We start from the raw sequence: 18,387 nt of genomic DNA, 5'->3' as shown, positions 1-18,387 counted from the left end.
GGCGGGCAGAAAAAAAGAATGTTCTGTCTGCCGTCTTTTCATATACGGGATCTGAAAGGAGATACGACAGTGAGTAAAGTTAAAAAAGAGGGACACAAGGGCGGGGGAAACTGGAAGGATTTCTTCCATGTGATCCGGAAGATGCGCCTGCCGTGGCACTGGATCATCATCGCCTTCCTGTGCAATTTCCTGTACAACAGGGTCATGCTGGACCTTCCCACGGTGACAGCGGGCCTGATGAGCGGCAGCACGGACAGCCAGGCTCTGGTGGACGCGGTCTGGTTCTATGTGTTGTTCACCCTGGTGCTCTGCGGGGATGTGGCCCTGCGCTCGCCTGCCAGGCATGTGGCGGCCAGGAATATAAGGAGAGTGATCTGGAAGAAGATGCTCCGCATCCGCATGGATTACTATGACGGACACAATCCTTCGGATCTGATGAGCACTATGACAAACGACGCTACGACGGCGACAGAGTATCTGGTGGAGTTCCTGGTGGGCTTTCTTCCCACGATCTACTATGTGGCGGCAGCTCTGCAGACCATCTCCTCCTACAATGTGTGGCTGATGGTGTCGGTCTTTCTCCTCCTTCCTCTGAAGCTTATTTACGCAGTCTTTGTGGGAAGATGGCAGTACAGGACCCAGTTCGGCGTGTTTAAGGAGATTGGCAGCCTGACCGCGTACCTGGCGGAGAGGGTGCGCAACCTGATGCTCATCAAGACCTACACCAACGAAGAACGGGAGCTGAAAAACGGGGAGAAGACCTCTTACGGGCTTTTTGACGCCAACATGAAGGTCAATAAGCTGAACTGTGTGATCACAGCCCTCACCACCCTCCTTGGCATGGCCCAGGTGATGGTGGTCATGGTGTTCGGCGTATTGCTCCTGAAAAGAGGGGACATTGACATCCAGCAGTGGGTGGCTTTCTATATGTTTTCCGGCACGCTGTCTACTTCCTTCAGCAATCTGATCGACTACTGGATGAAGCTTAAAAGCGTGCAGGGAGCCATGGCCCGGACGGCGGAGCTTCTGCGGGCTCCTGAGGAGGAAGAACAAGAAGGAAAAAGGGAAGAAAAAGGCGCCGGCACCGAGGTGTGCTTTGACCATGTCTCCTTCTCCTACGGGGACAAGGAGGCTTTGAAGGATGTGTCCTTCACCATCCCGGAGGGCAGCTCCGCAGCGGTGATCGGCCTGTGCGGCAGCGGCAAGACCACCTCTTTAAGCCTGCTGGAGCACTTCTATGAGCCCCAGGAGGGGACGGTGTCCTTAGGCGGCGTATCGGTGGCGGACATCCCGCTTCAGGCGCTGCGGGGACGCATGGGCTACGTGCAGCAGGGGGCGGATATCTTCAGCGGCACTGTGCGGGAGGCTCTCACCTACGGGCTCCACCGGGAGGTGCCGGATGAGGAGATCTGGGCGGCAGCCCGCAAGACGGGCTTTGCGGAAATCCTGGAGAAATGGGACGCAGGCCTTGACACGCCGGTGGCCCCAGGCGGCACTTCTATGTCCGGCGGACAGAGGCAAAAGCTGGTGCTCACCAGGGAGTTCATGCGGGGCGCAGACGTGCTCCTCTTTGACGAGCCCACCTCAGCTTTGGACGCTGCGGCGGCCAGGATGGTACAGGATACGATCTTTGATACATTTCCAGATCAGACGAAGATCATTGTCACCCACGACCTGTCCCTTATCAGGCGGGTGGACCAAATCATTGTCCTGGACAGAGGCGTACTGGCCGGGTGCGGCAGCTACAGTGACCTGTATGGGAAGTGCGGGGCTTTCATGGAGCTGATCGCAGCCTGTCAGGCAGAGAAGGAGGCGGCAAAATGCTAAGACAGATCAAAGACTACACGAAGATATTTAAGGGGATCCGGCTGCCCTGGTTCCTCATCCTCCTGGTACTTGTCATCTCCATGATCAAGTCCCATGTGGAGGTGGAGGCCATCACGATCACGGCCTCCATCATCGACGGGACCCAGAACTCCATCAAGACAGACGAGCTGATCCGCTATATCGAGTTCCAGCTCATCACAGGGGGCATCACCATCGCTTTTACCTACCTGACCGGACTGCTCCTGCAGAAGATCAACCTGGCGGTGAGGCTGCGGATGTGGAACAAGATGATGCGCCTGCCCACCAGCTACTACGACTCAGACAATGTAAATGAGCTGGTGACCCGTGTGACCACGGACGCGGAGAGCGCGGGAAACTATTTCCAGCTCCTCATCGATATTTTTACCGCTGTGTACGCAGGCATCGTGGCCTACCAGAAACTGTTTGATTTCCAGTTCCAGATGGCTCTTGCCAGCCTGCTGGTGATCCCGGTCATGGTGTTTATCACCTGGCTCTACGGAAGGCTGACCTACACGGCGGGAGCTGCCGCCAGGACAAGGCTGGCCTCTGTCATGGGGTACCTGGCAGAGCACGTGCGCAGCATCCGCCTTATGAAGTCCTTCTGCATGGAGGGCGAGGAGCAGAAAAAGGCCAGGGGGCTTTTTGGCAGGCAGTGTAAGGCGGACATCCTTTTAAGCTACACGTCTATGATCCAGCTTGCCGGCATGGAGGTCATGGGATGCCTCAACATCGTCATCTCCTTTGTGCTGGGGAGCCGCATGATCGCCTCCGGCGACCTGACCGTGGGCAAGCTGATCGGTTTCTACACCCTGTGCGGCCTGGCGGTGACCCGGCTCGCCAGCCTGTGCACCAGCGTGGGGACTTTCTCCCAGAACGCGGGTATCATGAAGAAGATCGGGCAGGTCTTAGATGTGCCTGACGAGAAGGAGGAGGGCTGCGAGATGGACGTGGCGGACGAGGACATTGTCCTGGACCACGTGGACTTCTCCTACCAGAGCGCCAAAGTGCTGCGGGACCTGAACTGCTCCATACCAAAGGGCAAGGTCACAGCCATCGTGGGCACCAACGGCGCCGGCAAGACGACCCTCTTTAAGCTGCTGGAGCGGATGTACGACCCCACAGAAGGGACCATCCTCTTTGGAAAGCGGGATGTGCAGGACTTTAAGCTGTCCGCCTGGCGCAAGAGCTTTGCCATCGTGTCTCAGGATAAGCCCCTCCTATCCGGTACTGTGCGGGATAATATCCTCTACGGCGTGGAGCGGAAGGTGACAGAAGAAGAGCTTATCCATGTGGCGAAGATGGCCAATGTCTATGACTTTGTCATGGACACGCCGGGACAGTTTGACGCCCAGGTGGGGCCAGGCGGCTCCAACTTCTCCGGCGGCCAGCAGCAGTGCATCGCCATTGCCAGGGCCATGATGCGCAACCCGGATTACCTGCTCCTTGACGAGGCTACCAGCAACCTGGATGTGAAGAGCGAAAAGACGGTGACAGAGGCCTTAAGCAACCTGATGAAGGGCCGCACCACCATCCTCATCGCCCACAACTATTCCGCCACTGTGTTCGCGGACCAGGTGATCGTCCTGTGCGACGGCCAGATCGAGGCCTGCGGCACGCCAGAGGAGCTGCTGCGGACAAACGACTACTATCGGACCTTTGCCCACCAGGCGGCAGAGGCGGGGAAATAATATAGACAGACGGAAGGCGAACAGCAGAAAGGAAAGGATACAAGATGAGATCAAAGTTGACACAGTGTTATGACTACCGGCAGCTTGCGGTGCCGGAGGAGTTAAAGAAATGGCGTTTCCCGGAGAGCCAGATCGACGAAGAGCTTGAGGCCCTGGCCAGGGACCACTCCAGCGAGCAGCAGATGGAGGGGCCTGTGAAGGACGGGCACAGCGTGCAGTGCACCTGTCTGAAGGATGAAAAAGGAAACTGGGAGGGGCGCACGGTGCTCCTCTATCCAGGCCGCAGCCTGCCGGGGGCCCAGGAGGCAGAGCAGGCCGTGCTGGGCAAAAGACAGGGGGAGACCTTCTCCTGCCAGCTGAAAGCAAGGACCCTTGTGCTCAAGGTGGAAAAGGTAGTGGAGAAGCGCACCCTTACAGTGGGCGATACGCTGGTGGGCCTTTTGGGACTGCCAGGCGTGGAGACTGTGGAGGACTACCGGCGCTGGTACCACGAAAAGCACGACCAGGCGTACCGGGACAAGGCCAGCATCCGTATCTGCCAGTTCTGGCTGGAAGCGATCCTAAGGGAGAGCACCTTCGATGTGGACGAGGCAGAGAAGGCGGCCTGGTGCCATCACCAGGCCAAGACCCACTACGACGCCCTGGAGGCGGCAGGTGTGGACCCGAAGAAACAGCCGGACGGCACATCCCTCACAGAGGAGGAGACTATGAAGGTCATGGAACAGGAGCAGGAGAAATACTACCTTCCCAATGTCATCTACTGCTATTTCTGTGAGAAGGACGGCTTTTCTGTCACAGAGGAGGACATGGAAGAGATGGTCCGGCAGATGGCGGCAGAGAGAAAGGAAGATGTGGAGGAGCTTAAGAAACAGGCGGATTTTGAGATATTTAAGAGCGTGAAGCTCCAGGAGCACACATTCCATATGCTGATGAGAGAGGCCAATACATATCTGGAGGTGTAAGAAGATGGCAGTGATAGAAGCGACAGAGGAAAATTTTGACCAGCTGGTACAAGGCGCAGAGTACGTGATGGTGGATTTCTATGGGGACAACTGCGGGGCCTGCGTCGGCACGGCTCCCTACTACCGGGAGGTGGCGGACGATATGGCGTTCATCCGCTTCATCCAGGTGAACACGTCTGTGTACCGGAAACTGGCCAGGAGATACAAGATCATGGGCATCCCGGCCTTCCGCTATTTCCACAACGGGCAGGTGGTCCACCAGTCCGTAGGCGGCATGGACACAGAGAGGATCCACAGGGAGCTGGCAGAGCTTTTGTACCATGATGAAACGATTGAAAAGTAGCAGAGGGGATGCTATACTAAAACAGATTTAAGACAACGATCACAAACGAAGGAGGAGGTACCATGCTGATCGCCGATTATGCACTTCTTGGACTGGGCGGGGCCGTGTCATGCTTTGCGGCCCTGCGCTGGGAGAGGGAGAGAGCAGGGCGCAGCCTGGTACTTTCTTTTATAGGCGGAGCCGTCTGCGGGCTGGCCTGGTGCCTGGACGCAGGGATACGGCTAGGCAGCGTGGCCTGCCTTCTCTTTCTGGCCTCCTACATGGCGGTGCTACTGCGCCATGGGGCGGAGCAGGAGAAATCCCTGGTCGATATCCTGGCCGCTGTCTCCCTCTCCTGCGGCTGCTTTGGCATGCTGCGGGTGGTGGCGGAGGCGCTCCTTGGGATTTCCTACCTCTCCCCCTTCTTCCGGGTGATGCTGGCGCTGATGGCCTTTTTGGGGGTCTGCGCAGGCCTGGCCTATTTGTCCCGGGAGTTCCCGGAGGAAGGCTGGCAGCAGTACTTCTGTAAGGAGGGGACGCAGGATGGGGACAGGCCGGGGAGGCGTGCGCTGCTCTTTGCAGCCTTTGGCCTGTGCCTGTCGCTCCCCGTCCTGGGAAAATGCTCTCTGCCCACGGCAGCCCTCGCCCTTTTCGCCTTCTTCGGAGGCCTGCGGCTTTTCTGCCTGGTGGCGGCAGCCAGCAGGGAGAGGGAGTCCCTGCGCACGGAGAAACAGTACCGGGATGACATGCAGACCTACATGAGCGTGGTCCGCTCCCAGAGGCACGACTACAATTTCCACGTGCAGACCCTCCACGGCCTGCTCCTCAGGAAGGACTACGAGGCCTGCGAGAAGTATCTGGAGGAGCTTTTGCAGGATTCAGTGGCCATGAACCGGCTGCTGCCCCTAAAAGACGCCGCGGTCAGCGCCCTCATCCTCTCCTTCCAGAGCCGGGCCCAGCAGGAGGGCATCCGCCTGGAGATCACGGTGGAGAACGACCTGTCCCAGATCGCCACCAATGTCTATGAGACAAACAAGATCATCGGAAACCTTCTGCAGAATGCCTTGGACGAGACGGAGCGGCTGCCGGACCGGTCATTTGGCATCCATCTGACGATCCTAAAAAGAGGCGAGTTCTGCATCATCAATGTGGCCAACATGACGCGGCAGGGGGACCCCATGGCCTCCTACCAGGCAGGCGCCTCCTCCAAGAGCGGGCACGAGGGCATCGGCATCGCCTCCATCCAGGCCCTGGCGGCCAGGTACGGGGGCGTGGTGTACTCCCGCATGGAGGGCCAGGTCATCCATTTTGTGGCAAAGATCCCGCTTAGACTAGTGAAGGAGGCATCGTGATGTTTGAGGGAAAGATACTTCTGGTGGACGACCAGCCTGTGGCGGCGCAGGACTCCATCGCCGCCTTAGAGCATTTTGCAAAGCCTTCCCAGATCCTCTTTGCCGGGGACGCCAAGGCGGCCAGGCAGATCCTGGATACAGAGCCGGTCCGGCTGGCCTTCCTGGATATAGAGATGCCTGGCGGGGACGGCTTTTCCCTGGCGGCTTACATGGAAGAGAGGCATCCGGGGCTGCCCTATGTGTTCCTCACCGGGCACGCGGATTTTGCCCTGGAGAGCTACGAGTATGAGCCGGTGGATTTCCTCACTAAGCCAGTGGATATCCGGCGGATGGAGCGGACCTTTGAGAAGGTGCGGAAAAAGGCGGGCGCACCGAGAAAAGAGAAGATCGCTGTCAGGAGCGGGGCAGACTACCTGTTCCTGGAGCCGGATCAGATCCTCTACATCTGTAAGGAGAAGCGGAAAGTGCAGATCCACAGGAAGGACGGGGAAATCTGCCAGACCTCCCACACCCTGGAGGAGCTGGAGCGGATCTTCCTGGACTACCACTTCTTCCGCTGCCATCAGTCCTTCCTGGTGCCTCTTGCCAATATACAGGCAGTGGGCGCCAGCCGTTTCGGCCAGACCTACGAGGCCAAGTTGGAGGGAGGGACATCCGTCCCGGTCAGCAGAAGCCGGTACGGAAAGCTTAGGGAGGAGATGGAAAAACTGGGCATTTCCTTCCTGAGAGGAACGGGAAGAAAAGGAGAGACAGGACAAGATGGACCACATTCTGATCATAGACGATGACACAAATATCAATAATCTTTTAAGGGAGGCCCTGGAGAAGGGAGGCTATAGCTGCAGCCAGGCCTACTCCGGCACTGAGGCGCTTTTGCGCCTGGACATGGAGCCCTTTGACCTGGTCCTCCTGGACCTGATGCTGCCGGGCATGTCCGGGGAGAGGGTGCTGGAGGAGATACGCAGAAAGAGGGATATCCCGGTCATCGTACTGACTGCGAAGGACCGGCTGGACGACAAGGTGGACCTCTTAAAGAGCGGGGCGGACGACTATGTGACAAAGCCCTTTGAGATACGGGAGGTGCTGGCAAGGATCGAGGTGCAGCTGCGCAGGCGTGGGACAGCCGAGGCTGCCGGGAACACTCTGAGCCACAGGGAGATGACCCTGGACAAGGAGACCTTTAAGGTCTTTGTGAGGGGAAGAGAGCTGCCCCGGTTTACACGCCAGGAGTTTGCCATCCTGGAACTCCTCCTGTCCCACCCGGGGCGGGTCTACAGCAAGGAGGAGATTTTTGAGTACGCCTGGGAGGAGCCCTACATGGGGGAGACCAAGACACTGGACGTGCACATCAGCAATATCCGCAGGAAGATAAAGAGGGAGACGCAGGAGGAGTACATTGAGACTATATGGGGTATCGGCTACCGTATGCCCCGGTAAGCTTTACCTTTTCTTTAGATTTTATTTGCGAAGGATTAAGGAAAGGTCCTTAGAATGTAAGACAGATCGAGAGAAAAGGAGTGAGAAATATGAGTGAGATGCTGCTGCAGACAAGAGCATTGACAAAACAGTACGGCAGGCACAGGGCAGTAGACCAGGTGAGCATGCATATAAAGAAGGGGGCGATATACGGTTTTATCGGCAGGAACGGAGCGGGCAAGACCACTACCCTGCGGATGATCAGCGGTCTGGCCTCCCCCACGGCGGGAGAGATCGAGCTGTTCGGGTGCAGAGGCCGCGATCTGAGCCGGATACGCTCCAGGGTAGGCTGCCTCATCGAGGGGCCGGGCCTCTACGGAAGCATGTCTGCCAGAGACAACCTGAAAATGAAGAGCATGCTCCTTGGCGTGTACAAGAGGGGATACGAGGAGGAGCTTCTGGATATCGTGGGCCTTGGGGGCGTGGGCAAGAAGCCGGTGAAGAGGTACTCCCTGGGCATGAAGCAGAGGCTGGGCATCGCCCTGGCCCTGGTGGGAGAGCCGGACCTGCTGGTCCTCGACGAGCCCATCAACGGCCTGGACCCACAGGGGATCGCGGAGGTGCGGGATACGGTGCTGAAGCTGAACAGGGAAAGGAATATGACGATCCTCATTTCCAGCCATATCCTGGAGGAGCTCTCCAAGATAGCCACAGACTACGGGATCATCCACAACGGGACTCTTCTCCAGGAGTTGACGAACGAAGAGCTGATGGAAAAATGCAGCGAGAGGCTGGAGGTCACACTGGATGACCCGGAGCGGGCTGTTCCGGTGATGGACCGCCTGGGAATAAAACGATACCAGGTGGCAGACAGGGAGCACATCTACATTTTTGAGAGGCTGGAGGAGAGCGCGGCGCTCAACATGGCCTTCGCAAAGGCAGGAATCCCTGTGCGGGGCATCTCTGTCACAAACGAGGAGCTGGAGACCTATTTCTTAAAACTGACAGGAGGCGGCGCAGATGCTTAATATGATAAAAATGGAAATATATCGGATGCTCCACACAAGGAGCGCCTATGTGATCCTCATCGTGCTGACGGGGTGCGTGCTTTTTACTAATATCATGAGCCGGGATGAGTATCGGGCAGACACAAGGAAGGCGGCCGAGGCATCGGTGGATATGGTGCAGGTGAGTCCCTCCTCGCCGGATGAGAGCGGGGAGGAGACGCCCAACCTGGGTATGACTGTCACTCTCCCCACCACACCTGGAGAGCAGGTGACTGTGTTTGACCTGTTTGCGGCAAATATACAGGGTCGATTTATAGCTCTTTTTATTGCTATATTCACGATTTTGTTTTCCGGGGCGGACATGAGCAGCGGCTATGTGAAGAACACAGCGGGGCAGGTGAGGAGCCGGGCGGCCCTTGTGGCGGCCAAGGCGGTGGCTGTGATGGTGTACACAGTGTTTACCATCCTCTTTTTCGTGGCCATTGAGGCGATTTCTGATGCCTTGCTTTTTGGAACCCTGGCCTGGGGTGACCCGGGAGAGTTCCTCCCTTATCTGGGAGCGCAGACAGCACTGCACTGTGCCTTTATGGTGGTCCTGTGTGCCCTTACAGTGATCATACGGAGCAGTGTGCTGAGCATGGTGCTGGGGGTGCTGCTCTGCCAGAACCTGGCTATCATCCTGTACGGTGGGGCGGAGACACTGCTGCGCAGGATGGGGGCGGGAGATGTGGACATCATCTCCCACACCATCACAGGAAAGATTGCCATGCTCCCTCTGTCGCCCTCTGCGTCAGACGTGACAGGAGCGCTGCTGACAGCGGCCCTGTTCCTTGTCCTGGCGGCAGGCCTGGGGGCTCTCGTGTTCCAGAAGAGGGATGTGTAGGGGACAGGAGAAGTCAACAGGAGGAGCATTTACAGAAGGAGAGACAGGATGCTGACTATTATCCTTATAACAGGTATCGTGATCCTGGCGGCAGTGCTGTGGAAATACCAGCGGCAGATGAAGGACATCTGCCGCCAGATCGCGTTCCTGCGGGAGCACGACAGCAATATGCTCATCACGACCCAGATCCGGGCCGGCGGGGTGGGTGAGCTGGCAGAAGAGCTCAATGAACTATTGCTGGAGATGAAAAGTGAACACAGAGAGTACATGGAAAAGGAGGGAGAGATTGCCCGCATCTACACGGACCTGTCCCACGATATCCGCACGCCTCTCACCTCCCTGGACGGGTATTTCCAGCTCCTCCGGGAGACCAGGGACCCGGAGGAGCTGGAACGGTATATCCGCATCATCCAGGAGAGGATCGGCAGTCTGAAGGAGATGCTGGAGGAGCTGTTCACTTACACGAAGCTCCAGGACGGGCGCTATGAAATGGAAATGACGGTCTTTCGGCTGAACCGTATCCTGAAGGAGACGCTGCTTTCCTACTATGAGGAATGGCTGGCGCTTGGGATCAGACCGGAGTTTTCCATTCCTGAGGAGGAAATCTGTGTGGAGGCAGACCCCCGTGCCCTCAGGCGGGTCATCCAGAATCTCATTAAGAACGGGATGGACCACGGCGAGAAGAAGATCCGCATTGCGCTCAAGAGGCAGGGGGACAGGGCTGTCATGACCTTTGCCAACCAGGTGTCCTGTCCGGACAAGATTGATACAGAGCATGTGTTTGACAGGTTCTACAAGGCAGATGAGGCAAGGAGCCGGACCTCCACGGGCCTGGGCCTCTCCATTGCCAGAGAGCTGGTCCGCAGGATGGAGGGAGATATCGCCGCTCGCATGGAGGAAGACTGGTTTGTGGCTGAGGTGCAGCTTGCGGCGCTGCCATGTGGAGCAAAGGGGTATACAGAGGACGTGTGAAAAGAAAATAAAAAGGGCTTGACTTTTCTGCGTATCTCTGTATAATTTATTTCATAAATACTTTAGTGCTATAAAGTGTAGAAGTTTTAAGTGATAAAGCGACAGGAGGAAAAGGACATGAAGTTAAAAAAGGTAACAGCGATCTTACTGACAGCAGTCATGACAGCAGCACTTGCAGCCTGCGGAAGCAGCTCAGGAGACAGCTCTGGAAGCAGCGGAGATGACGCAGGCGGAAGCGGTACATATACTATAGGAATCTGCCAGCAGATGGAGCATGCGGCTCTGGATGCGGCCACGGAAGGGTTTCAGGATGCCTGCCGGGAGCTGTTTGGCGAGGACAATGTAGAGTTTGACGTGCAGAACGCACAGGGAGAGCAGACTATGTGCTCCACCATTGTTAATAATTTTGTTTCTTCTGATGTAGATTTAATTCTTGCCAACGCTACCCTGCCTCTCCAGACAGCAGCCCAGGCGACGTCAGACATCCCGATCCTGGGAACTTCCGTTACTGATTATGGCAGCGCGCTGGGAATAGATGACTGGACAGGAGCCACGGGAGTGAACATTTCAGGGACAAGCGACCTGGCGCCCATCGAAGAGCAGGAGGATATGCTGCTGGAGCTTGTGCCGGAGGCGCAGACAGTGGGGATCCTTTACTGCTCCGCAGAGTCCAACTCCAAGTACCAGGCAGAGCTTTTTGAGGCAGAGCTGGAGGCGGACGGCATTTCCTACAAAGAGTACACAGCTGCCGACTCCAACGAGATACAGTCTGTGACTCAAAACGCGGTGGAGGAGTGCGATGCCATCTACATCCCCACGGACAACACCATGGCGTCCAACACCCAGATCATCAACAATATCTGCCTTCCCGCCAAGGTCCCGGTGATCGCGGGAGAGGAGGGCATCTGCAGCGGCTGCGGCGTGGCCACGCTCTCCATCAGCTACTACGACCTGGGATACCAGACCGGCGAGATGGCATACAAGATACTGGCAGAGGGAGAAGACATTGCATCCATGGAGGTGGAGACAGCGGCCCAGGTGACGAAAAAGTACAATCCCGCTATCTGTGAGGAGCTGGGCATCACCATCCCGGAGGGATATGAGGCCATAGAAGCCGAGTAGAGGAAAAGCTATTGACTTTTCCTGGTAAAGTGGGTATATTGGAACATGTAAATTGCATAGGGGGGAGCTTGTAGACAGGCTGAGAGGAAGTTGGGAACTTCGACCCGGGAACCTGATTTGGATAATGCCAACGTAGGGAAATAGATGAGAGACTGCGGGAAATGGCATGATGCCATTTCCCTTTTCTTATTTTGCGGGCAGGTCAGGAAATTTACAGACAACAGAACAGGGCAGGACCATGTGAGTGAACAGTGAATGGATAAGGACGGTTCACGAAGGGGTGCACCACCGCGGGTGTATTCTTTCGTGAACCTTTTTTTCTTGGGACATATTTCTGCTGTCCCTTACCAGAGGACGACTGCCCGGAAGAAAGGAGGAGGGTTTTGTGATCACAGCGCGCATTAATGGACAGCCGGAGACGTTTGCGTCGTCCCTTTCTGTCAGTGCATTTCTGGAAGAAAAGGGATACAGGCCGGACCGGGTGGCCGTAGAGCAAAATGGCTCCATTGTGCCCAAAAGGGAGTATGAGAGCCGCCTTATCGAGGACGGAGATACACTGGAAGTCGTAAGTTTTGTGGGAGGGGGCTAGAGAAGATGCAGAACATCCAAGTAACAGAAGAGGAGATCCGGCAGGCCCTCGTAAGCCGCCACACAGAGGGCATCCAGGCACGGATCAGCGCCGCCCGGGTGGCGGTGGCGGGCCTTGGAGGTCTTGGGTCAAATATAGCGGTCAGCCTTGCCAGGCTGGGGGTGGGACATCTCCATCTGATCGATTTTGACAGGGTGGATGTGACCAATCTGAACCGGCAGCAGTATTTTGCTGACCAGGTGGGCATGCCAAAGACCGAGGCCCTTCGGGAGAATCTGCTGCGGATCAATCCCTGGCTGGATTTGCGGACAGACTGCCTGCGGGTGACAGAGGAGAACGCTGCCGGGCTGCTGCGGGACGACACCTATATCTGTGAGGCCTTTGACGTTGCGGAGCAGAAGGCCATGCTTGTCCGGACGGTGCTAGAGAAGCTGCCGGAGAAATATCTGGTGGCCGCCAGCGGCATGGCAGGGTACGGGGACGGCAATGAGATCCACACAAGGAGAGTTGCCTCCCGCTTTTACCTGTGCGGGGATGAGAAAACTGAGGCTGCAGCAGGACGGGGGCTTATGGCGCCCAGGGTGGCTCTCTGCGCGGCTCATCAGGCCAACATGGTGCTCAGGCTCATACTGGGTGAGAGTTAGACAGTTATCACAGGCAGAAACGAAAAGACGAAGAAATGAAAAAGCGCCGGCCAGGAAAGCCGGCGGGGAAGGAAAGAAAATGGAAACAAGGGTAGACAGCAAAAAAGACACATGGAAACTGGGAGATCACACATTTACATCCAGGTTCATCCTGGGATCCGGAAAATATTCTCTGGACCTGATCCGGGCGGCCGTGGAGCATGCGGGGGCTCAGATCGTGACTATGGCCCTGCGCCGGGCAAATGAGGGAGGACTTGCCAACATCCTGGATTACATACCGGAAGAGGTGGCTGTCCTGCCCAACACTTCCGGTGCGAGAAACGCCCAGGAAGCGGTGCGGATCGCAAGGCTGGCAAGGGAGGTCTGCGGCAGTGATCTGATCAAGATCGAGATCATGCGGGACACCAAATATCTGCTCCCGGATAACTATGAGACGGTCAAGGCCACAGAGATCCTGGCAAAAGAAGGGTTTACCGTCATGCCTTACATGTACCCGGATCTGAATATGGCAAGAGACATGGCGGAGGCGGGAGCTGCCTGCATCATGCCGCTGGGGGCACCCATCGGTTCCAATAAGGGGCTCTGTACAAAAGAGTTTATCCAGATCCTCATTGATGAGATCGATCTCCCCATCATCGTGGACGCTGGGATCGGGAAGCCCTCTCAGGCCTGTGAGGCCATGGAGATGGGGGCTGCCGCTGTTATGGCTAACACCGCCATCGCCACATCGGGAGACATCGCGGCCATGGCCGGCGCCATGAAACTGGCTGTAGAGGCGGGACGCGCCGCTTACCTTGCGGGGATGGGAAGTGTCCGGGCAAAAGGAGGAAGTGCCTCATCGCCGCTTACCGGGTATCTGAGAGATTAACAGTTGGCATAGAAGGAGGCTTGCGAAAATGAGCGCAGAAAATCATATAAATGAGAGCATTTTAAACGATGAGATCCGGGAGCATCAGCGGGAGAATCGGATCGACCATATGACGTACCTGCCGGATATGGAGGATATCGGCTCGGAAGTGATGGACAAAGTTATAGCTGAGATGGACCGCTATGACTACGACAGCTACACGGAAGCGGACGTGAGACGTGCGCTTGTAAAGGAAAGCCGCTCCCTGGAAGATTTCAAGGCCCTTCTCTCCCCGGCAGCTATGCCGCTCCTGGAAGAGATGGCCCAGGCGGCACAGGCGGAGACCAGGAAGCATTTCGGCAACTCGATCGCCATGTTCACGCCGGTGTACATCGCAAATTATTGTGAAAATTACTGCATTTACTGCGGATTCAACTGCCACAACAAGATAAAGAGGGCCCAGCTTGACGAGGCGGAGATGGAGAGAGAGTTTGCGGCTGTCGCAGAGACCGGGCTGCAGGAGATCCTGATCCTGACAGGGGAGAGCAGGAAGAAATCTACTGTGGAGTATATCGGAAAGGCCTGCCAGATCGCCAGGAAATATTTCCGTGTCATCGGGCTGGAGGTCTACCCCATGAACTCGGACGAGTACGCGTACCTGCAAACATGCGGGGCAGACTATGTGACGGTCTTCCAGGAGACCTACAATTCCGACAAATATGAGACTCTCCACCTGGCCGGACACAAGCGGATCTTTCCCTACCGGTTCAACGCCCAGGAGCGGGCCCTTATGGGAGGCATGAGAGGTGTGGGATTTGCCGCCCTTTTAGGGTTGGACGATTTCCGGAAGGATGCATTTGCCACCGGCATGCATGCATATCTGCTGCAGAAGAAATATCCCCACGGGGAGATCGCCTTCTCCTGTCCGCGGCTTCGTCCCATTATCAACAATGACAAGATCAATCCCATGGATGTCCACGAGGCCCAGCTTCTCCAGGTAGTCTGCGCCTATCGGCTGTTCATGCCTTTTGCAAGCATCACCATATCCAGTCGGGAATGTGCCAGAGTCCGGGATAACCTGGTGCAGATCGCTGCCACCAAGATCTCGGCGGGAGTCAGCACCGGTATCGGAGAGCACGGCGATGATGTGGCGGATCGGGGCGACGAGCAGTTCGAAATTTCAGACGGCCGGTCGGTTAATGAGGTCTATCATGCCCTGGAGTCCAACCATCTGCAGCCTGTCATGGCGGAGTACATCTATGTGTAGGAAAGAAATGGCAAAGAGAGGCCTTCCGGATGGGGACGTCCTGTCCCGGGTGGCGGTGGTGACAAATCGCCATCTGGCCGCACGGCCCTACCTGGAGCAGATCCGCCGGGTCTGTCAGTTACATCCGGCGGCTGTGATCGTGCGGGAGAAGGATCTGGAAGAGGAGGATTACGCCCGCCTGGCCGGACAGGTGCTTGCGATCTGCCGGGAGTACCAGGTGCCCTGCGTATATCATACATACCCGGAAGCTGCGCTATGTGCAGGGGTGGATGCCATCCACCTGCCGCTGGCGCTTATGAAAAGATACAGGGAAACGGGGATTTTAAAGGAATTTATTCATGTGGGAACATCGGTCCATTCTGTGCGGGAGGCTGAGGAAGCGCTGCGGCTGGGCGCCACCTGCCTGACTGCGGGGCATATTTATCTTACGGACTGTAAAAAAGGGCTGCCTCCCCGGGGAACCGCCTTTCTGCAGGAAATCTGCGCTCTGGCGGATGTGCCGGTGTGGGCCATCGGCGGTATACATATGGGCACGGGTCAGATGGAGGAAATCCTGTCCTGCGGGGCGGCGGGCGGCTGCATCATGTCGGAGATGATGCGGATATAACTGGAAGGACTTGTCAGCCTGTGGAAAAAGAATTAGAATAAAAACAATACCTCAGATGAAAGAGAACAGGAGGAATATATGGCTGAAGTCAGAAAAAAATTGAATTTCCGCGGGAGAGTGCAGGGCGTGGGTTTCCGTTACAAAGCCAAATACCTGGCCCAATCCCTGGGGCTGACAGGCTGGGTGAGAAATGAGATGGACGGGACCGTGACGCTGGAGATCCAGGGGAGGCCCCAGCTTGTGGACAAGCTCCTGTACAGTCTGAACCATGACAGCTTTATCGAGATTGACTGGGTCGACGGGAAAGACCTCCCGCTGGAGGAAGATGAGAAGAGATTTAATGTCCTGCTGTAATGTGAATACTGTTAAGTACTGCAATTCTGTAAGGTGAGGAGGGACAGGCATGGAGAATACACTCTGGAAAGAACTGAAATCTGTGCTGGAGCAGGAGGGGGCTGCGCTGGCAGGGTGCGGGGATCTGGCCGGAATCATGTCCCGGCAGGAGCATACCCCGCCATATCCTGTGGGCGTGGCCGTGGCTGTCCCGGTTCCGGAAAAGATCGTCCGGCAGATCCAGGACGGCCCCACGCTGGAATACTATGAGACCTACCATTCCCTGAACCGGAAGCTGAACGAGATCGTGCTGGCCGGAGAGGATTTCCTGAAAAACCGGGGATTCAGGGCCTATGCACAGACTACGGACAGAGTCAGCCAGGATGAGAACTGGATCACGCCGCTCCCCCACAAAACAGTGGCTACGAGAGCGGGGCTTGGATGGATAGGGAAAAGCTGTATCCTTGTGACGGAAGCGTTCGGGTCAGCCATCCGCCTTTCGTCGCTTCTCACGGACGCCCCTCTTCCCTGCGGACAGCCGGTCACAAGTTCCCGCTGCGGCGCCTGCAGGGCCTGTGTGGATAACTGTCCTGCACATGCCTTGAAAGGGACACTGTGGAGCGCAGGCATGGACCGGGAGGCATTGTTCGACAAGGATACCTGCTATAAGAAACAGGTGGAACTTATGCGGCAGCGCACCGGGATCGAGGCGGACTTGTGCGGAAAATGCTTTGTCGTGTGCCCTTATACCCGCCGCTATCTGGCAAGGGAAGACGCAGAAGCAGGCAGATAATTCAATAGGATAACAGACAATAAGGAAAGTATTCAGAGGTAAATACAAAATAACATACCAGTTACTGCAATTCCGGACGTAATACTTTTTAAAAGTATTACGTCCGGAATTGCAAAAAGGAGGACAATTATGAAACAATTTGTGATGGCGCTGGATGCCGGCACCACCAGCAACCGCTGTATTTTGTTTGACAAACAGGGGAATATATGCAGCGTAGCTCAGAAGGAGTTCACTCAGTATTTCCCGAAACCGGGCTGGGTGGAGCACGATGCGGATGAGATCTGGTCCACCCAGCTTGGGGTAGCGGTGGAGGCCATGAGCAAGATAGGGGCGGAGGCTACGGACATTGCTGCGATCGGTATCACGAATCAGCGGGAGACTGCCATTGTGTGGGACAAAAAGACAGGGGAGCCCGTCTGCAATGCCATTGTGTGGCAGTGCCGCAGGACAGCAGGTTTTTGTGACAAGCTGATAGCAGACGGCCTGGAGGATATGATCCGCCGGAAAACCGGTCTTAAGATTGACGCATATTTTTCCGCCACAAAAATCAAGTGGATCCTGGACCATGTGGAGGGTGCGAGACAGCGGGCTGAAAGGGGAGAACTCCTCTTTGGCACAGTGGAAACCTGGCTGATCTGGAAGCTGACAAAGGGAAAAGTTCACGTGACAGATTACTCTAACGCATCCCGGACCATGCTTTTTAATATCAATACCCTGCAGTGGGATGAAGATATCCTGAAGCTTCTTGATATCCCTGTTACTATGCTGCCGGAGGTGAAGCCTTCCAGCTGTATTTACGGGGAGAGCGATCCCTCCTACTTTGGCGGCAGCATCCCCATCGGAGGGGCGGCCGGAGACCAGCAGTCGGCTCTTTTCGGCCAGACCTGTTTCCAGCCCGGGGAGGCAAAGAATACCTACGGTACAGGCTGCTTCCTGCTGATGAATACAGGGGAAAAGCCAGTGTTCTCTGACAATGGCCTACTGACTACCATTGCCTGGGGACTGGACGGAAAGGTGAACTACGCCCTGGAAGGCTCCATCTTCGTGGCCGGAGCAGCTATCCAGTGGCTCCGGGACGAGATGCGTCTGATCGATTCCTCCGAGGATTCGGAATATATGGCAAATAAAGTGCCAGACACGAACGGCTGCTATGTGGTGCCGGCTTTCACGGGCCTTGGTGCGCCTCACTGGGATCCCTACGCCAGAGGGACCATTGTGGGCATTACCCGGGGAGTCAATAAATACCATGTCATCAGGGCTACCCTGGAATCCCTTGCCTATCAGGTCAATGACGTGCTGAAGGCTATGGAAGCGGATGCAGGCATTACCTTGAGCTCCCTCAAAGTGGACGGAGGAGCCAGCGCCAACAATTTCCTGATGCAGTCCCAGGCGGATATCAGCAATGCCCCTGTGAACCGGCCGAAGTGCGTGGAGACAACAGCCATGGGAGCTGCTTATCTAGCAGGACTTGCGACAGGATACTGGAAAAATAAAGAAGAAGTGCTGAAAAACTGGGCTATTGACCGGATCTTTACACCCGAAATTCAGGCGGAAGAACGGGAGAAGAAAATAAAGGGCTGGAATAAGGCGGTCCGCTATGCTTATCACTGGGCAAAGGATGAATAGTTGTGAAAATGTACAAAAAAATATTCTTTTGCTGGACAGATATAGCTAAATATACTAAAATAGGTATATTAAGAGCTTAGCGCCGGAAATGTACAGTGCCCGCCTGATC

19 protein-coding genes and 1 riboswitch are annotated in these 18,387 nt (G+C 56.2%); all 19 genes read left to right on the top strand.

Annotation, left to right across the window (positions count from 1 at the left end; genetic code table 11):
• Positions 1 to 69: 69 nt before the first annotated feature.
• The 19 genes from INF30_RS10040 to glpK all read left to right on the top strand — a co-directional run bounded on the left by INF30_RS10040 (position 70) and on the right by glpK (position 18,278).
• Complete coding sequence (locus INF30_RS10040; protein WP_226395090.1) at positions 70 to 1,827, top strand: ABC transporter ATP-binding protein; 1,758 nt, start codon at positions 70 to 72, stop codon at positions 1,825 to 1,827.
• Positions 1,821 to 3,536: an ABC transporter ATP-binding protein gene (locus INF30_RS10035; protein WP_226395089.1), complete on the top strand. Its 1,716-nt coding sequence runs from the start codon at positions 1,821 to 1,823 to the stop codon at positions 3,534 to 3,536. The genes INF30_RS10040 and INF30_RS10035 overlap by 7 nt, the downstream gene beginning before the upstream one ends.
• 44 nt (positions 3,537 to 3,580) lie before the next feature.
• Positions 3,581 to 4,498: a trigger factor gene (locus tag INF30_RS10030; RefSeq protein ID WP_205148126.1), complete on the top strand. Its 918-nt coding sequence runs from the start codon at positions 3,581 to 3,583 to the stop codon at positions 4,496 to 4,498.
• Between the two features lie 4 nt (positions 4,499 to 4,502).
• Complete coding sequence (locus tag INF30_RS10025) at positions 4,503 to 4,841, top strand: thioredoxin family protein (protein ID WP_087173603.1); 339 nt, start codon at positions 4,503 to 4,505, stop codon at positions 4,839 to 4,841.
• A gap of 62 nt (positions 4,842 to 4,903) precedes the next feature.
• Positions 4,904 to 6,172, top strand: a complete 1,269-nt coding sequence (locus INF30_RS10020) for a sensor histidine kinase (RefSeq protein ID WP_226395088.1) — start codon at positions 4,904 to 4,906, stop codon at positions 6,170 to 6,172.
• Entirely contained in the window at positions 6,172 to 6,960 is a 789-nt protein-coding gene (locus INF30_RS10015; RefSeq protein ID WP_226395087.1) for a LytR/AlgR family response regulator transcription factor, read from the top strand. Before INF30_RS10020 ends, INF30_RS10015 begins: the two co-directional genes overlap by 1 nt.
• On the top strand, positions 6,932 to 7,609 hold the full coding sequence (locus INF30_RS10010; RefSeq protein ID WP_205148129.1) for a response regulator transcription factor: 678 nt from the start codon (positions 6,932 to 6,934) through the stop codon (positions 7,607 to 7,609). Before INF30_RS10015 ends, INF30_RS10010 begins: the two co-directional genes overlap by 29 nt.
• An 89-nt stretch (positions 7,610 to 7,698) precedes the next feature.
• Positions 7,699 to 8,616, top strand: a complete 918-nt coding sequence (locus INF30_RS10005) for an ABC transporter ATP-binding protein (RefSeq protein WP_205148130.1) — start codon at positions 7,699 to 7,701, stop codon at positions 8,614 to 8,616.
• Positions 8,609 to 9,478: an ABC transporter permease gene (locus INF30_RS10000; RefSeq protein ID WP_226395086.1), complete on the top strand. Its 870-nt coding sequence runs from the start codon at positions 8,609 to 8,611 to the stop codon at positions 9,476 to 9,478. The genes INF30_RS10005 and INF30_RS10000 overlap by 8 nt, the downstream gene beginning before the upstream one ends.
• Positions 9,479 to 9,526: 48 nt before the next feature.
• Positions 9,527 to 10,450, top strand: a complete 924-nt coding sequence (locus tag INF30_RS09995) for a sensor histidine kinase (protein WP_226395085.1) — start codon at positions 9,527 to 9,529, stop codon at positions 10,448 to 10,450.
• A gap of 117 nt (positions 10,451 to 10,567) precedes the next feature.
• A complete protein-coding gene (locus INF30_RS09990; protein WP_076778388.1) occupies positions 10,568 to 11,572 on the top strand; it encodes an ABC transporter substrate-binding protein in 1,005 nt (334 codons plus the stop codon).
• Positions 11,573 to 11,622: 50 nt separating this feature from the next.
• A riboswitch (TPP riboswitch) is annotated at positions 11,623 to 11,729 on the top strand.
• 228 nt (positions 11,730 to 11,957) lie between these two features.
• The gene (thiS, locus tag INF30_RS09985; RefSeq protein ID WP_076778386.1) at positions 11,958 to 12,161 is read left to right on the top strand and encodes a sulfur carrier protein ThiS; all 204 of its coding nucleotides are present in this window, start codon (positions 11,958 to 11,960) and stop codon (positions 12,159 to 12,161) included.
• A gap of 5 nt (positions 12,162 to 12,166) precedes the next feature.
• Positions 12,167 to 12,805, top strand: coding sequence for a sulfur carrier protein ThiS adenylyltransferase ThiF (gene thiF / locus INF30_RS09980; RefSeq protein WP_226395084.1), 639 nt, complete (start codon positions 12,167 to 12,169; stop codon positions 12,803 to 12,805).
• A gap of 79 nt (positions 12,806 to 12,884) precedes the next feature.
• Positions 12,885 to 13,673, top strand: a complete 789-nt coding sequence (locus INF30_RS09975; RefSeq protein WP_076778382.1) for a thiazole synthase — start codon at positions 12,885 to 12,887, stop codon at positions 13,671 to 13,673.
• A 28-nt stretch (positions 13,674 to 13,701) separates the two neighbouring features.
• On the top strand, positions 13,702 to 14,919 hold the full coding sequence (thiH, locus tag INF30_RS09970; RefSeq protein WP_076778379.1) for a 2-iminoacetate synthase ThiH: 1,218 nt from the start codon (positions 13,702 to 13,704) through the stop codon (positions 14,917 to 14,919).
• Positions 14,912 to 15,526, top strand: a complete 615-nt coding sequence (locus tag INF30_RS09965) for a thiamine phosphate synthase (protein WP_226395083.1) — start codon at positions 14,912 to 14,914, stop codon at positions 15,524 to 15,526. The genes thiH and INF30_RS09965 overlap by 8 nt, the downstream gene beginning before the upstream one ends.
• Positions 15,527 to 15,604: 78 nt before the next feature.
• Positions 15,605 to 15,880, top strand: coding sequence for an acylphosphatase (locus tag INF30_RS09960; RefSeq protein WP_226395082.1), 276 nt, complete (start codon positions 15,605 to 15,607; stop codon positions 15,878 to 15,880).
• Between the two features lie 49 nt (positions 15,881 to 15,929).
• Entirely contained in the window at positions 15,930 to 16,652 is a 723-nt protein-coding gene (locus INF30_RS09955; RefSeq protein WP_226395081.1) for a 4Fe-4S double cluster binding domain-containing protein, read from the top strand.
• Between the two features lie 129 nt (positions 16,653 to 16,781).
• Positions 16,782 to 18,278 carry a glycerol kinase GlpK gene (gene glpK / locus INF30_RS09950; protein WP_226395080.1) on the top strand — a complete coding sequence of 499 codons (1,497 nt, stop codon included), beginning with the start codon at positions 16,782 to 16,784 and terminating at the stop codon, positions 18,276 to 18,278.
• The last annotated feature ends 109 nt before the right edge of the window (positions 18,279 to 18,387 follow it).

Origin of the sequence: Claveliimonas monacensis (assembly GCF_014982975.1) — a bacterium.
Lineage (GTDB): Bacteria > Bacillota > Clostridia > Lachnospirales > Lachnospiraceae > Claveliimonas > Claveliimonas monacensis.
The sequence above is the reverse complement of the archived record's forward strand: the minus strand, read 5'-3'. Positions and strand labels throughout refer to the sequence as shown.